Here is a 14,007-nt window from a genome sequence, read left to right as displayed (position 1 = left end):
TCCGTTGTTGCTCAGGCGCCCGGCTCTTCGGCAGGCGGTGCCGCGTCGATTGGTACCTGCACTTCATCGTCATCCTCGAAGGGCACATCCTTGGACGGTTCGGCCGGAGGCTGGCGATCTTCGCTATCGATAATCGGCGGCGGCGCATCGGCGACGACTTCACCCGGCACCTCGGCTTCGCGCTCGCGCTCCAGCCGCTCCATATACTCGCGTTCGATCTGCTCGACGCGCTCCTGTTCGGCGGCGGCATCGGCATCGATGGTGGAAAGACGCTCGGCACGCGCAGCCGCGATGAGCTGGCTGAAGCGTACGTCGGAGCCATCCTCCCTGTCAGCATAGGCGGCATCGATCATTTGCTGGGTGCAACCGAGGAAACCGCCGGCACCAGCCGGATCGCAGGAAAGCGTTCCGAAATCGCCGACCATTTCGAAGCGTTCGACCCGCTCGGCCCAGGCAACGTTCTGCGGACTGTCGCTGGTGCGCAGGTTTTCCGGAATGCGGAAGCGCTCATTCTCGTCCTTGCGCGCACAAACCGTGATCTCGCCTTCCGCAGGCGGCGGACAGGCATCGTCACCATAGACGATCACCATGTTGACCTTGTCGCCTGCCTCGTCCTGAGCGGCGGCAGGCGCGGCGAAGGCGGCGCTGGCGAGAATGGCGGCGGTAAGAATACGTTTCATCGGTTTTTCCCGGTTGAAGCTGTGCCCGAAGTATAGGCGCTTATAGCACTGAACACGATATGAAGCGCGCTGTTCCGCGCCTTGAGGCCGGTCAAATACGCTCGGCGAGCTTGATTGCGGCGCGGCAGCCGAGCCGGATCGCGCCAGAAAGCAGCGGATAGGCGGGCGCGCGCTCTGCCCCTGCGGCGAGTGCTGCATCGCGATGCTCTCGCTCTTCTTCGCGAAACTCGTGAACCATCGCTGCAAGCTCGGGATCCTCGCCGCTCTCTTCGAGGCGGTCGAGTTGTTCGGAATAATGCTTGTCGATTTCCTCTTCGACCGCAGCGGTACAGGCCATCGCGGCTTCGGGGCCGAGCAGAGCGGTCCCTGCGCCCAGTGCATAGCCGGCGATCGACCAGAACGGCTGCAAAGCGGTCGGTCGCACGCCGCGTTCGGCCATCAGGGCATCGAAGCGGGCGCGGTGTCCCTCTTCCTGCTCGGCCATATGCGCGATTTCCTGCCCATGCGGACCGCGGTCGCCCATGACCGCGAGCTGGCCCTTGTAAATGCGTGTCGCGCCAAACTCGCCAGCCTGGTCGACCCGGATCATGCGGTGAATTTCGTCCTTGGTCATAGGCACCGATCTAGTACGTCTTCGCGCGCTTTAACAGGGTGAGGACTGCGAGGCCGCCGAAAGTCGAAAAGAGGAAGTTCCATCCGGCGAGCGAGATTCCGAACAGATCCCAGGGAGCGACGTCACAACGGACCAGCGGGGCGTTCATGACCGCATCCATCGGGTCGATGTTCGGATCGAGCGCGGTCGAGCATCCCGTGATGCCTTCCCACCAGCCATATTCGACACCCGCATGGAAACCGCCGATCAGGCCCGAGATGAGGATCGCGATGCCCGCCAGCGCGATCCAGAGGCGGCGTGGCGCGACGACATAGGACAGCGCGGCAAAGCCGATCGCCGCAAAGTGAGGATAGCGCTGCCACCAGCACATCTCGCACGGGAAGAGGCCAAAGCCATATTGCGAGATGTAAGCCCCGCCGAGCAGTACTGCCGGCAGGCCGATCGCCAGGGCTTGCGCCAATCGGGCCTCGGGGCCTTTCACCATGATGGCGACTCGTCCGTCAGTCGCGTAGCGCTACGGAACTGGGCGTGGTGCGCCGCAGCGTTTCAAGCGCATAATGCAGCTGGAAGTCCTCGACCCCCTGTTCCTCAAGCTCCTCCGCGGTCAGCTTGAAGCGCGGATCGGTCTGCTTGTCCGCCTCGAGCGCTTCGTCCTCAAGGCCAAGCTCGTTGACAAGGTGGCCTCGCAGGTCGCTTTCGCGCATCTGGTATTTGCTGCGCTTGGCAAGGTCAGGGTCGGATAGCTGCGGGACGGCGATATCTGGCTTGATCCCGCCCTCCTGCACCGAATGACCCGCCGGCGTGTAATAGCGCGCGGTGGTCAGCTTCAGCGCTGAATCGCGGCCGAGCGGCAGGAGCGACTGGACGCTGCCCTTGCCGAAGCTGCGTTCGCCCATGATCAGCGCGCGGCGATGATCCTGCAGCGCACCGGCGACAATTTCGGACGCCGAAGCGGAACCTGCATCGATCAGCACGATGACCGGCGTACCCTTGGCCATGTCGCCGCGGAAAACGGTCTCGGCGTCGTAGAGCAGGGTTTCGCCGCGAGCGCGTCCGCGCTGCGAGACGATCCGTCCCTTGTCGAGGAAGAGATCCGACAGCGCGACAGCCTCATCGAGCGAACCGCCCGGGTTCGAACGAAGATCGAGAACGAGGCCCGTCATCCGGCCCGCTGCCTCACGCTGGAGTTCGTTCCACGAGGAAAGCACATCGCGGCCGACATCGGCCGAGAACTCGTTGACCGTAATCACACCGACATTGCCCGCTTCAAGCTTGTGCGTGACCGGTTCGAGTTCGATCACGCCGCGCGTCACGTCGACTTCGAGCGGTTCGTCGCGGCCGGGGCGGAAGATCGTCAGCTGGATCGAAGTGCCCGCAGGACCGCGCATCTGGGCGACCGCTTCGTCGAGATCTCCGCCGTAAATCAGCTTGCCGTCGAGATGGGTGATATAGTCGCCGGCCTTGACGCCGGCCTGTTCAGCCGGGCTGCCGCGGAAGGGGGAGATCACCTTGACCGCGCCGTCATCCATGACGACCGAGAGGCCGAGACCCGAATAGTTGCCGTCGATCAAAGTGTTGAGCCGCTCGAGCGACTGTCCATCGACATAGGCGGAATGCGGATCGAGCGAGCTGAGCATCCCGTCGATGGCGCCGCGAATGAGCTGCTCGTCCTCCACCGGCTCGACATAGCTCGCCTTGATCCGCTGATAGGCGGCGAACAGCTTGGCGAATTGCGGACCGGCGCGACCATCGACCTGCGCCATCGTGGCGGTCGTGGCCGGAATGAGCGCAACCGCGGTAACGAGCGCGGCTGTGCGGAAAAATGCGGCGGGTTTCATCGGCTAAACAGCTCCTGTTTTGCGCGAGTGTATAGCGGGAGGGTGCTGAACGCCAGATGATTGCGTGAGCCGCGTCCCGCAATGGCGCGAGTCCCGCGATGATGATGCACATCGCTCGATACTCTCTTGGCAAACACGCCGGGCCAATGCCCGCGATATTCCACGAACTGCCGATATCAGCCCATGTATTCCAGCGGGTTCACCGGTTCTCCCTCTCGGCGTAGCTCGAAGGTTATCGGCGAAGCGTCTTCCGCGGCTGTCCCGAGCGGGCTTCCGCCAACCAGATCCTCACCTATCGTCACATTCGATTTTGCCAATCCGGTGATAAGACTGGTCCAGCCATTGGCATGTTCGACAATGACGATCTGCCCAAATCCGCGATAGGGTCCGGCAAATGCAACCTGGCCGCGGCCGGGTGAAACGATCTGAGCGCCACCGCGAGGCGCCAGCGTAAGTCCGCTGCTGACCGCGCCGGCGTCGCCTGCGGCACCAAAGCCGGTCAGGATCCGGCCATCGACCGGCAACTGGAAGTCGCTCGGAGGGCTGGTTGCGCTGGGCGAAGGCGACGGGCGCACGTTTTGCGCAACTTGGGATTGACCCGGCCGGGCCGGGCGAATGATGGGACCTGGCAGCGCAGCAAGCTCCTGTCGCAGACTCGCGGCTGCACCGAGTTCGTCGACGAGGTCGTCCAGATCGCGGGCCTGTTCGGACAAGGCCAAAGCGCGCTCGCTTTCACGCACGGCAATGCCGCTCGCTTCGCGCGAGGCGCGGCGCTGGCGCTGCTCCATCGCGGCAAGCGACCGGCGCCGCTGTTCAAGCGTGTCCTGCTGGGCCCGAAGATCGGCGAGAGTGCCGGCTGCGCTTTCTTCCAGCGCCCGGCTCTGCGCAAGTTCAGCGCGAAGCGATGCGGTGCGGCCGCGTATCTCGGGAACCGTCGTCTCCAGCACCGCGCGAACATAGACCGTGTCCTTGAGCGAACCGGGCCGCAGGGCCGAGAGCGCCAATGGGCGGCGCGCCATGTTCTGGAGCGCTCCTGTCAGCCGCACTATCGGCTGCTGCCGCTCGGCCAGCCGCGCGTCGAGCACGCGGCGCTGGTCGGTAATGAGTGCCAATCGCGCTTCGCTTGCCGCGATATTCGCTTCGGCCTGCTGGATGCGCGCTGCAAGCGCGGCCGCTTCTCGCGCCGAGCGATCGGCGGTCCGCTCTGCGCGATTGGCCTGCTCGGCCAATCTCTCCGCCCGCGCCGCCGCTTCGCGGGCCTGCTGCTGTGCGCGGTTCAGTTCGGCGCGAGCCTCGGCAGGTGAGGCGAAACTGCTCGCCCCTTGTGCATCGGCGCTTCCGGTCAGTGCATGCATGGCGGCCACGCACAGTCCGCTGGCGGCAATCAGGGAAAGGAAGGCTGCACGGATCGTCATGCGATCAACCTGCCCGATGATAGGGGTGTCCGGCAAGGATCGTCGTCACCCGGTAGAGCTGTTCCATCAGCATCGCGCGCGCCATCAGATGCGGCCAGGTCGCCTTGCCGAAGGCGAGCAGCAGATCGGCCTCGGCGCGTTCCTGCTCCGAATGTCCGTCCGCCGCGCCCAGCACGAAACGCGCCTCGCGCATGCCGTCATCGCGCCAGCGCCCGACAATGTCCGCGAGTTGTTCGGAGGAAAGGTTCTTGCCCTTCTCGTCGAGCAGAACCGTCTTGAGTGGTGATTGCGGCTCGGGGATGCGCCCGCCGGTCTCGGGCAATTCGGTCAGCTTGACCGGCCAGCTCAGCCGCTTTTCGTAACGTTCGACAAGCTCGGCCTCCGGAGACCGGCCGATCTTCCCGCGCGCGATGACATGAAGAAAGATAGCGCAACCCTCAGAATAAAAGCCAACCGATCCGCTCAGCGGATCGCTAGGGCGACCGCCCGTCCGATATGATGGTTCCCGCGCTCAAGTAGGCCAAAGGCCGGTAGCGCAGAAAATTACGCCGTGCCGACCGCCGCTTCGCCGCCTTCGAAGCCCCACATCCGCTCGAGATTGTAGAAGCTGCGTACTTCGGGGCGGAAGAGGTGCACCACGACGTCACCGGCATCGATCAGAACCCAGTCGGCGGCCGGGAGGCCTTCGACGCGGACCGGTCCGAAACCGGACTGCTTGATCTTCTCGGCGAGTTTTTGCGCGATCGAGGCGACCTGACGGGTCGATCGACCCGAGGCGATGACCATGTGGTCGGCGATCGAGCTCTTTCCCTCGAGCGGGATCGACACAATCTCCTGCGCCTGATCGTCATCGAGCTGCGTCATCACGAGATCGTGCAATTCGCTGGATTGATCAGATGCAGTCATGGCAGGTGCCGGGCTGGTTTTGGCGTCGGCAGCAGCCGACAGGTTTTGCGCCTGTTGCATAGGCGAAATCACGTCTCCGAATTGTGGGGATGAGGTCCATGGGATGATCAACGCACGAAATGCGCCTCATATCCCCTCCTCAGGATTTACCAGATGATGCGTGAGTGGATCCCTGACCGGTTTTCCTGCGAACTGCGCCGCCCAATCGGGTTCGGCGCGGCGAATGGCCGTTGCCGAACGTGGATCGGGATCGAAACGCAATAACACCAGTGCCGGTGCGCTCCATCTGCCCCGGGTTGCAAAGCTGGCAGCAGGCACTCGATAGCGTCTGAGCCAGGCCATGGCGGGGCTCGCCAAAGCATGCGCATCATAGCCGGGCCTTGCGATAACCGCAATCGCCATCATTCGCGCAATGCCGCGCCAGTCGCGCCAGCGGTGAAATTGCGCCAGATTGTCCGAGCCCATGAGCCATACGAACTCGTGCTTCGCGTAGCGGTTTTGCAGCGCCGCCAGCGTGTCGACCGTGTAACGCGTGCCCAACTCGCGCTCGATCGCGGTGGGCACGATCGGGGCGCGACGCGCCTGCGCCATCGCCGAGGCAAGCCGCGCTTCGAGCGGGGCCATGCCTTTCTTCGGCTTCAATGGATTACCGGGTGAAACCAGCCACCAGACCTCGTCGAGGCCGAGCGCTTTCCTTGCGAAGAGCGAAATCCGGCGATGCCCGCCGTGGGCAGGGTTGAAACTACCCCCGAGCAGACCGACGCGTTTGCCCATCTATGACGTCAGGGCCTCGCCTGTCCGGCTCCGCGCGCCTGCCACTTGTAGGTGGTCAGCCCTTCGAGCGCGACCGGACCGCGCGCATGCAAACGTCCGGTCGCGATGCCGATCTCGGCGCCAAGGCCGAACTCCGCGCCATCGGCGAACTGGGTCGAGGCATTGTGCATCACGATCGCGCTGTCGACTTCCGCGAGGAAACGCTCGGCCACCGCGTCATCCGACGTCACGATGGCATCGGTGTGGCCCGAAGAATGGGCGGCGATATGCGCCAGCGCTTCGTCGAGGCCATCGACCATGGCGACAGAAAGGATCGAATCGAGATATTCGGTGTCCCAATCTTCGGAAGATGCTGCCTGGATACGCGAATCGAGCGCCAGGATGCGCTCGTCTCCGCGGATTTCGCAGCCTTGCTCCAGCAGGGCGTCGACAACGCCCTTCGCTTCGGAAAAGTTCGAATCGATCAGCAGCGTTTCCATCGCACCGCAGATTCCGGTCCGGCGCAGCTTGGCATTGAGTGCGAGCTCCTTCGCCATCGCCGGATCGGCAGCTTCGTGAATATAGGTGTGGCAGATGCCGTCGAGGTGGGCGAGCACCGGCACGCGCGCATCCTTCTGCACGCGCTCGACCAGGCTCTTGCCGCCGCGCGGCACGATCATGTCGATGAGGCCGGCCGCTGCCAACATGGCACCGACTGCGGCGCGATCCTGCGTCGGGAGCAATTGCACCGCACCTTCGGGTACGCCTTCGCTGGCGAGGCCGCGCGCCATGGCGGCCTCGATCGCGCGATTCGAATGCACCGCCTCGCTACCGCCGCGCAGCAGCACGGCATTGCCTGCGCGCACACACAGTGCCGCGGCATCGGCGGTCACGTTCGGGCGGCTTTCGTAGATGATGCCGATCAGGCCTATCGGGATGCGAACCCGCGAAAGCTGCAGGCCATTGGGCGGGGTGGAACGATCGATGACTTCCCCGACCGGGTCGGGCAGCGATGCAACCGCCTCGACGCCCGAGGCCATCGCGTCGATCCGCTGCGAATCAAGCCGCAGGCGGTCGAGCATCGCGCCGGAGAGGCCGTTAGCCTCGCCTGCCGCCACGTCCTTCGCATTGGCCTCCAGAATGGCTGCCTCGTCTTCACGCAAGGCCGCGGCCGCGGCGCGGAGGGCGGCGGCTTTTTCGGCATCACCCATGAGGGCGAGACGGCGTTGCGCCTCGCGCCCCTCGCGGGCAAGCGATTCGATGATTTCGGTGGGGTTTTCGGTTTGTGTTTTTGCAAGTGTAGCCATGGAGAGGCGCCCTAGCATTAGCTGGAGGAACTGTCAGGCGGCGATTCTATCGCCGCTGCCCCCCCGGGTGAGGGGCGATGGGTCGTAAAGGGGGTCGTCGCGCAAACGCATGAAAAGCGGTGTTGTTCCTTAATTTCCCGGTAGGAATTTGCCGATTTAAACAACTCATCGCGAGAGTCCTTCGACTCGCCCGTTACACAGGGTCGCAGATTCGACGCATCATGGTCGCAATGGTAACGGCATCGCCGGGTCAAATAAGCAAAAACCGAAGGGGTCGTTTTGCAAAATCAAGTTTCCGCCGGCGGCTGGGGAGCCCGCTTGCGTAACTGCTTTCCGGATCGCGAGTTTTTCATGCGATCGCAGGGCCAGGTTCGCTTCATAAAAATCTCATCGCGCGTGCAGATCGCAGCTGCAGCCATCACGCTCGGCCTGCTCATGGGCTGGGCAATTTCGATGGGCGCCATGGCCTGGACGCAATATCGCGCGCAGGCTGACCGGATGTCGCTGCTCGAGCGCGAGGCAAAGGTCGCCACTGCCACCGAGCGCGTCGATGCCTATCGTGACGATATCGATGCTGTCGCTCAGGACCTGATCAAGCGTCAGGAGTTTCTCGAGCAGATGACCGAGGCGCTGCCGGCCGACGTCAAGGCAACTGGCACGGTTACCGATTCGACTTCGGAAACCACGGCTACGATCGAGCAGGTCAGCGCGTCGATCCCCGAGGCATCGGCTCTCGCCCGGATCGAAGCCCGCCAGCTCGCCTATGTCGAGCGGCTTACGCGCTACGCCGACGTTCGCTCCAAGCGCGCCGAATCGGCCATCCGCAAACTGGGCCTCGATCCCCGCACCATGCTGCGCAATGCAGAACGCGCCGCGATGGGTGGTCCGCTGGAGATCCTGGCGACGTCTTCCAATGGCGAGATTGACCCGCGCTTCGAGCGTCTCGGTCTCAGCCTGGCGCGCATGTCAGCGCTTGAGCGCGGCCTTGAAGGTATTCCGCAGGTCAGCCCCACTTCGGCGCCGATGGTTTCATCGAGCTACGGCTATCGCCGTGATCCCTTCACCGGGCGCGGTGCGATGCACAGCGGCCTCGATTTCCGCGGTCCGACCGGCTCGCCGATCTATGCCGCGGCGCAGGGCACCGTCACCTTCGTGGGTCGCAAGGCCGGTTACGGCAAGGTCGTCGAAGTCAGCCACGGCAATGGCCTGATGACCCGCTACGCCCATATGTCCAAGTTCCACTCGCGCGTGGGGCAGAAGGTCGCTTCGGGCGACCGGATCGGCGCGATTGGCAGCACCGGTCGTTCGACCGGACCGCACCTCCACTTCGAAGTGCGTATCAATGACCGCGCGGTCAATCCGCGCCCGTTCCTGGAGACCGCCCCCGATGTTCTCAAAGAAGTCCGACGAGTCCCCGAGCTCGCGCAACGCTAGACCGGAGACCCCGACCATGGCAGCCCGCAACAACGGCAATTCCACCTTCTCGGTGATCGGATCAGACGTTTCGATCAAGGGCGATATCAGCGCCTCGGCCGACCTTCACGTCGATGGCGCGATCGAAGGCGACATCAAGTGCGCCTCGCTCGTCCAGGGCGAAACCAGCGTCGTCACCGGCGGCATCGAAGCCGAGACCGCTCGCCTTGCAGGCAAGGTCGTTGGCTCGATCCGCGCACGCGAACTGGTCGTCTTGCGCAGTGCTCGCATCGAAGGCGATGTGCAGTATGACGCGCTGACCATCGAACAGGGCGCGCATGTCGAAGGCCGCTTCGCCCATGCCATGCCTAACCGCCGTACGGACGATGCGGAGGGAAACGCGCAAGCGCCGGCAGCGCCCGGCGGCGAGAAGCCCAAATCACCCGATGAGCCCAAGCTCAGCCTCGCCGGCTGACACGGCACATTCTGCCAGATTATCGAGAAGGCCGGCCTCAATCGCCGGCCTTTTTCGTTGGAGCTGGTTCGGTTGGCGCTAGGCTTTGTCCAGCACCTCGGCCTTGAGCGCCTTGCGGTCGAGCTTGCCAATCATGGTCTTGGGCAGTTCCTCGCGGATCGACAACGACGCCACCCGCTCATGCTTGCCAAGGCGCTCGTTCGCCCAGGTGCGCAGCTCGTCTGTGCTGACATCGCCCTCGCCGTTGAGCGTGACATAGGCGTTGACGCTCTCGCCCGCGTAATCGTCCGGCAGGCCAAGCACGAGGACTTCCTTGATCGCAGGATGCTTGAGAATGACTTTCTCGACCTCGCTCGGAAAAACCTTGAAACCGCCGACTGCGATCATGTCCTTGATGCGGTCGACGATCTTGATGAAACCGTCCTCGTCGATCACCGCGACGTCTCCGGTGCGTAGCCAACGCTCGCCTTCAAATTCGACGAAGGAAGTGGCGGCGGTATCGGGCCGGTTCCAGTAGCCCTGCATCACCTGCGGTCCCGCGATCACCAGTTCGCCCGGCTCCCCCGCTGCGGCAGGCTTGTTCGGGTCTTCCTTGTCCACCAGTCGCACGCGCGTCTGCGGAACAACCTGGCCGATAGTGCCGGGTTTGCGCATTCCTTCATAGGGATTCACCGAGACCACGCCGGAGCTTTCGGTCAAGCCGTAGCCCTCGACCAGCCGGGCGCCGGTGCGCTCCTCCCATTTCTCGCGCACGGGCGCGGGCAGCGGCGCGCCCCCAGAGATGCACACCTTGATCGTCGAAAGATCGGTTGCGTCGAGATCGGGATGGTCGAGCAGCGCCTGGAACATCGTGGGCACGCCGGGAAAACCTGTGGCACCGCGCTTCCCAATGGTCTCGAGCACCTGCTTCGCCTCGAAGCGCGGTACGATTGCGATGGCGCCGCCGCTCACCACCGCGTGATTGAGCAGCGCGGTGTTGGCGAAGACATGGAACATGGGGAGCGCGCCCATGAATATCTCGTCTTCCGGGTTGTCGAAGGGATTGAGCGCGGCAACCTGCTGCGCGTTGATCGAGAGATTCGAGTGCGACAGCATCGCGCCCTTGGGCCTGCCGGTGGTGCCTCCGGTATATTGCAACAGCGCGAGATCGCCGGGCGTGACTTGCGGAAAACTTGCGGAGTCCGTGTCTGCCCAATCGCCCCAGCGCAGCGTATCCGCGCCGCAATCGACCTTGGCGATCTTGCTGCGCGCAAAGACTTTCATCGCCGCGCCCTTGAGCCAGGGCAGCATCGCGGCAAGCTCGCCCACGACCAGCGTTTCGAGCGAGGATTTCTGCAACACCTCGCAGGCCGTGCCGTAAAGTTCGGGCACATCGACGGTGACGAGCAGCTTCGTGCCCGAATCCTCCACCTGCGCGGACAGCTCATCAACCGTGTAGAGCGGTGAGAAGTTCACGACCACCGCGCCCGCCATCATCGCCCCGTAATAGGCGGACACGTAAATAGGGATATTGGGGAGAAAGAGGCCGACGCGGTCGCCCTTGCCGATGCCGCTCTCGATCAGATGCGAAGCAAAACGCTGCGCATCGGTGTAGAGCTCGGTATAGGAATAGCGTCGCCCTAGGAAATAGAGCAGCGTCGCATCGCCCCGCCATTCAGTCGATCGCCCGAACATATCGGGCAGGGTCAGCGGTTCGAACGACGTGTCCCAGGGAACCGGGTGGTGATAGTGCGACCTATTTACATCCATGTCAGCAGCTTGGCCGAGCGCCCGCTGCGAGACAAGGATAAACCGCTAGGCAACCCGGCTTATTCGCCCGAGCTATCCCCGGCAGCAGCTTCCTCGGCGCGCTTGTTTTCGAGCCATGCCTCGGCCTCGGCTTCCTGCGCGGCTTCGGCAGCCGCCTTTGCATTGGCCTCGCGCTCGGCTCGCAATTCTTCGATCAGCTTTTCCTTGTCGCTGCGATTGTCTTCCGCAGGCGCGGCTTCATCGGTGATGCCGGCGCGCTTGGCTGCCTTGGCAACCACCGCGTCGAGCTCGCGCTGCGAGCACAGGCCCAGCGTTACCGGGTCCTTCGGCTGGATGTTCTGGATGTTCCAGTGCGTCCGTTCGCGAATCGCGGTGATCGTGTTGCGCGTGGTGCCGATCAGCTTGGAGATCTGCGCATCCGACATTTCCGGGTGACTACGCAGGATCCAGGCGATGCCGTCGGGCTTGTCCTGACGCTTCGAAACCGGCGTGTAGCGCGGACCCTTGGTGCGCGTGACCTCAACAGGGGCCTGCTGCATCTGCAGTGCGTAATTGGGGTCGGCCTGACCCTTCTCTATCTCTTCCTGCGTCAGTTCGCCCGAATGAAGCGGATCGCGACCAGTATACTTGCTGCCGGCCAGATCATCGGCCATCGCCTGCACTTCGAGCAGGTGGAGACCGCAGAAGGCTGCGATCTGTTCGAAGCTCAGCGAAGTGTTGTCGATCAGCCATGTTGCCGTGGCGTGAGGCATCAGCGGAGTGGACTGGGCCATGAAGTGTTCCAATTCTAAAAATAGAAGGGCCGCCCCTTGCGGAGCGGCCGTTGCACCTAGCTAGATAGGCCAGTTGAGCGGATTCGGCAAGCGTCACGCCATGGGTATGAATCCCGGCAACGCACGTATCCGGCCGAGCCACGCTTCAATTGCCGGATAATCACCGAGGCCGAAGCCGCCTTCCTCTGCCACATGGGTGTAGGCGAACAGCGCAATGTCGGCGAGCGTCGCCCCCTTGCCCACCATCCAGTTGCGGCGCGAAAGGTGATCGTCCATTATTTTCAGTGCATCGCAGCCCGCAATCCGTTTCGCCATCATCTGTGCGCGCTGCTGATCGGAAAGGTTGGCCTCTCCGACGAAGTGCAGCCAGAAACGCAAGGTCGCGATATTGGGCTCGTGGTTGTACTGTTCGAAGAACATCCAGCGCAGCATGTCGGCCTGCGCGAAGCTATCCTGCGGGATCAGCGCGTTTTCACCATTCGCCGCAGAAGCCAGATACCAGCACGCCGCATTGCTTTCGGGCAGGAAGCGTGTGGGCTGATCGCTTTCGATCTCAAGCACCGGAATACGGCCATTGGCATTCACATTGGCAAGGAAGTCCGGCGTGCGGGTTTCGCCCTGGAGGATGTCGTACTGCTTTGTCGCAAGCGGCAGGCCGAGCAGCGCTGCGGTCAGCTTGATCTTGTAGCAGTTGCCGCTGCGCGGATCCTCGTGGAGCGTGTAGGCTTCAGTCACCTGCTACCTGTAGCACGATCTTGCCGATATGATCACCTGCTTCCATGCGCGCATGCGCGGCGGCTGCCTCGGCCAGCGGGAAGGTCTGGTCCATCACCGGCTTCAATTCGCGAGACGTGAACAGCTGCCATGCGGTCTGCGCAATCTCGTCGCACAGCGCGGCCTTGAAGGCATCGCTGCGCGGCCGCAGGGTCGAGCCGGTCAGAGTGAGGCGCTTCATCATTACGAAGGCCATGTTGAGTTCCGCCTTCGGCCCGCCAAGTACCGCGATCGTCACATGACGCCCGTCTTCGGCGAGACACTGGAGGTTGCGCGCAACATAGTCGCCCGAAACCATGTCGAGCACGACATTGACGCCCTTCCCGCCGGTATGCTCCTTCACCGCCTCGACGAAATCGGTCTCGCGGTAATTGATAGCGAGATCGGCACCGAGTTCGCGCGCCGCGTCGCATTTGGCATCGTCGCCGCAGGTCACGATCACCTCGGCATCGAAGGCCTTGGCGAGCATGATCGCCATCGTCCCGATCCCGCTCGTTCCGCCATGCACCAGCAGACGCTCGCCGTCACCGAGCATTCCGCGCTCGAACACATTGTGCCACACGGTGAACAGCGTCTCGGGGAGCGCGGCGGCCTCGTCCAATGGCATGTCGTCGGGCACGGAAAGGCAATGCTGCCAGGGAGCGGTGCAATACTCCGCATAGCCGCCACCGGGCGTCAGCGCCGCGACGCGCGCGCCGAGCATTTCGCCGGGCACTTCGTCGCCCACGGCGACGACTTCGCCTGCAACTTCGAGACCGAGAATCGGCGAGGCTCCGGGCGGAGCGGGGTAATTCCCGGCGCGCTGGATACAGTCGGGTCGGTTCACCCCTGCGAAGGCGACGCGAATCAAGACATCGCCCGGCCCGCACTGCGGCACGGAGACGGTTTCGGGCCGAAGCACATCTGGCCCGCCCGGCTCGTCAAAGCCCACTGACTGCATCATTTCGGGCAAACTTGCGCTCATACCGTCCCCACGGTTGTTAAATTACCCCCACGCGGCGCAAGGCGTTGGAAAACTTGCGTCGCAGCGCGCAACTAGCCGCACGCTGCATTGACAGCAACCCGCTCTGCTTGCGATGTTTGTAACAAATGGAAGACGACGACCGCCCACGCCCTAGAGGCGATGCCGCGAGCAAGCTCGCCGCCGAGGATCTTTCGCCATACTCGCAGGATGAGCTGGAAGAGCGCGTGCGGCTGCTCGAGGTCGAAATTGCCCGCGTCGAAAGCCACCGGCTCAAGGCTGCAGCGCACCGCGACGCCGCCGATGCGCTGTTCAAGAAGTCCGATTCATGACGCGAAGAAGGCCTATCG

16 protein-coding genes are annotated in these 14,007 nt (G+C 63.5%); 3 read left to right on the top strand and 13 right to left on the bottom strand.

Annotated elements, in window-relative coordinates:
• Positions 1–11 precede the first annotated feature (11 nt).
• From CCE89_RS06450 to CCE89_RS06410, 9 genes are all read right to left on the bottom strand, one after another.
• On the bottom strand, positions 12–680 hold the full coding sequence (locus CCE89_RS06450; protein ID WP_234989981.1) for a hypothetical protein: 669 nt from the start codon (positions 678–680) through the stop codon (positions 12–14).
• Positions 681–771: 91 nt separating this feature from the next.
• Positions 772–1,293, bottom strand: a complete 522-nt coding sequence (locus tag CCE89_RS06445) for a demethoxyubiquinone hydroxylase family protein (RefSeq protein WP_086437239.1) — start codon at positions 1,291–1,293, stop codon at positions 772–774.
• A 10-nt stretch (positions 1,294–1,303) separates the two neighbouring features.
• On the bottom strand, positions 1,304–1,777 hold the full coding sequence (locus CCE89_RS06440) for a disulfide bond formation protein B (protein ID WP_086437238.1): 474 nt from the start codon (positions 1,775–1,777) through the stop codon (positions 1,304–1,306).
• Between the two features lie 16 nt (positions 1,778–1,793).
• Positions 1,794–3,131, bottom strand: coding sequence for a S41 family peptidase (locus CCE89_RS06435; protein ID WP_086437237.1), 1,338 nt, complete (start codon positions 3,129–3,131; stop codon positions 1,794–1,796).
• A gap of 176 nt (positions 3,132–3,307) precedes the next feature.
• Positions 3,308–4,546, bottom strand: a complete 1,239-nt coding sequence (locus tag CCE89_RS06430; protein WP_086437236.1) for a murein hydrolase activator EnvC family protein — start codon at positions 4,544–4,546, stop codon at positions 3,308–3,310.
• Positions 4,547–4,550: 4 nt separating this feature from the next.
• Positions 4,551–4,973: a 23S rRNA (pseudouridine(1915)-N(3))-methyltransferase RlmH gene (locus CCE89_RS06425; protein WP_086437235.1), complete on the bottom strand. Its 423-nt coding sequence runs from the start codon at positions 4,971–4,973 to the stop codon at positions 4,551–4,553.
• A gap of 116 nt (positions 4,974–5,089) precedes the next feature.
• A complete protein-coding gene (gene rsfS / locus CCE89_RS06420; RefSeq protein WP_086438002.1) occupies positions 5,090–5,452 on the bottom strand; it encodes a ribosome silencing factor in 363 nt (120 codons plus the stop codon).
• Between the two features lie 126 nt (positions 5,453–5,578).
• Positions 5,579–6,226 (bottom strand): nicotinate-nucleotide adenylyltransferase, encoded by a 648-nt coding sequence (locus CCE89_RS06415; RefSeq protein ID WP_086437234.1) that lies wholly within the window; start codon positions 6,224–6,226, stop codon positions 5,579–5,581.
• An 8-nt stretch (positions 6,227–6,234) separates the two neighbouring features.
• Positions 6,235–7,512 carry a glutamate-5-semialdehyde dehydrogenase gene (locus tag CCE89_RS06410; RefSeq protein WP_086437233.1) on the bottom strand — a complete coding sequence of 426 codons (1,278 nt, stop codon included), beginning with the start codon at positions 7,510–7,512 and terminating at the stop codon, positions 6,235–6,237.
• Positions 7,513–7,863: 351 nt separating this feature from the next.
• On the opposite strand from CCE89_RS06410, the gene CCE89_RS06405 reads away from it, so the two are divergent.
• Both CCE89_RS06405 and CCE89_RS06400 read left to right on the top strand, forming a co-directional pair.
• Positions 7,864–8,946 carry a M23 family metallopeptidase gene (locus CCE89_RS06405; protein WP_086437232.1) on the top strand — a complete coding sequence of 361 codons (1,083 nt, stop codon included), beginning with the start codon at positions 7,864–7,866 and terminating at the stop codon, positions 8,944–8,946.
• A gap of 16 nt (positions 8,947–8,962) precedes the next feature.
• On the top strand, positions 8,963–9,400 hold the full coding sequence (locus CCE89_RS06400; protein ID WP_086437231.1) for a bactofilin family protein: 438 nt from the start codon (positions 8,963–8,965) through the stop codon (positions 9,398–9,400).
• 78 nt (positions 9,401–9,478) lie between these two features.
• Here the strand turns inward: CCE89_RS06400 and CCE89_RS06395 are convergent, their stop codons facing one another.
• The 4 genes from CCE89_RS06395 to CCE89_RS06380 all read right to left on the bottom strand — a co-directional run bounded on the left by CCE89_RS06395 (position 9,479) and on the right by CCE89_RS06380 (position 13,660).
• A complete protein-coding gene (locus CCE89_RS06395; RefSeq protein WP_086437230.1) occupies positions 9,479–11,149 on the bottom strand; it encodes a long-chain-fatty-acid--CoA ligase in 1,671 nt (556 codons plus the stop codon).
• A gap of 59 nt (positions 11,150–11,208) precedes the next feature.
• Positions 11,209–11,922: a DUF1013 domain-containing protein gene (locus tag CCE89_RS06390; RefSeq protein ID WP_086437229.1), complete on the bottom strand. Its 714-nt coding sequence runs from the start codon at positions 11,920–11,922 to the stop codon at positions 11,209–11,211.
• 93 nt (positions 11,923–12,015) lie between these two features.
• Positions 12,016–12,657, bottom strand: a complete 642-nt coding sequence (locus CCE89_RS06385; protein ID WP_086437228.1) for a glutathione S-transferase family protein — start codon at positions 12,655–12,657, stop codon at positions 12,016–12,018.
• Positions 12,650–13,660 (bottom strand): NAD(P)H-quinone oxidoreductase, encoded by a 1,011-nt coding sequence (locus tag CCE89_RS06380; protein ID WP_234989980.1) that lies wholly within the window; start codon positions 13,658–13,660, stop codon positions 12,650–12,652. The genes CCE89_RS06385 and CCE89_RS06380 overlap by 8 nt, the downstream gene beginning before the upstream one ends.
• Before the next feature lie 125 nt (positions 13,661–13,785).
• Here CCE89_RS06380 and CCE89_RS06375 point away from each other — a divergent pair, with 125 nt between their 5' ends.
• Positions 13,786–13,989: a DUF1192 domain-containing protein gene (locus CCE89_RS06375; RefSeq protein ID WP_086437227.1), complete on the top strand. Its 204-nt coding sequence runs from the start codon at positions 13,786–13,788 to the stop codon at positions 13,987–13,989.
• Positions 13,990–14,007 lie beyond the last annotated feature (18 nt).

The organism is Altererythrobacter xiamenensis, assembly GCF_900177715.1.
Lineage (GTDB): Bacteria > Pseudomonadota > Alphaproteobacteria > Sphingomonadales > Sphingomonadaceae > Erythrobacter > Erythrobacter xiamenensis.
This window is presented reverse-complemented; position numbering and strand designations above follow the sequence as displayed.

Excerpts from the sequence above, each read along its gene's own strand:
- CCE89_RS06450 (WP_234989981.1), bottom strand. The coding sequence starts at position 680 with ATGAAACGTATTCTTACCGCCGCCATTCTCGCCAGCGCCGCCTTCGCC.
- CCE89_RS06445 (WP_086437239.1), bottom strand. The coding sequence starts at position 1,293 with ATGACCAAGGACGAAATTCACCGCATGATCCGGGTCGACCAGGCTGGC.
- CCE89_RS06440 (WP_086437238.1), bottom strand. The coding sequence starts at position 1,777 with ATGGTGAAAGGCCCCGAGGCCCGATTGGCGCAAGCCCTGGCGATCGGC.
- CCE89_RS06435 (WP_086437237.1), bottom strand. The coding sequence starts at position 3,131 with ATGAAACCCGCCGCATTTTTCCGCACAGCCGCGCTCGTTACCGCGGTT.
- CCE89_RS06430 (WP_086437236.1), bottom strand. The coding sequence starts at position 4,546 with ATGACGATCCGTGCAGCCTTCCTTTCCCTGATTGCCGCCAGCGGACTG.
- rsfS (WP_086438002.1), bottom strand. The coding sequence starts at position 5,452 with ATGACTGCATCTGATCAATCCAGCGAATTGCACGATCTCGTGATGACG.
- CCE89_RS06415 (WP_086437234.1), bottom strand. The coding sequence starts at position 6,226 with ATGGGCAAACGCGTCGGTCTGCTCGGGGGTAGTTTCAACCCTGCCCAC.
- CCE89_RS06410 (WP_086437233.1), bottom strand. The coding sequence starts at position 7,512 with ATGGCTACACTTGCAAAAACACAAACCGAAAACCCCACCGAAATCATC.
- CCE89_RS06405 (WP_086437232.1), top strand. The coding sequence starts at position 7,864 with ATGCGATCGCAGGGCCAGGTTCGCTTCATAAAAATCTCATCGCGCGTG.
- CCE89_RS06400 (WP_086437231.1), top strand. The coding sequence starts at position 8,963 with ATGGCAGCCCGCAACAACGGCAATTCCACCTTCTCGGTGATCGGATCA.
- CCE89_RS06395 (WP_086437230.1), bottom strand. The coding sequence starts at position 11,149 with ATGGATGTAAATAGGTCGCACTATCACCACCCGGTTCCCTGGGACACG.
- CCE89_RS06390 (WP_086437229.1), bottom strand. The coding sequence starts at position 11,922 with ATGGCCCAGTCCACTCCGCTGATGCCTCACGCCACGGCAACATGGCTG.
- CCE89_RS06380 (WP_234989980.1), bottom strand. The coding sequence starts at position 13,660 with ATGAGCGCAAGTTTGCCCGAAATGATGCAGTCAGTGGGCTTTGACGAG.
- CCE89_RS06375 (WP_086437227.1), top strand. The coding sequence starts at position 13,786 with ATGGAAGACGACGACCGCCCACGCCCTAGAGGCGATGCCGCGAGCAAG.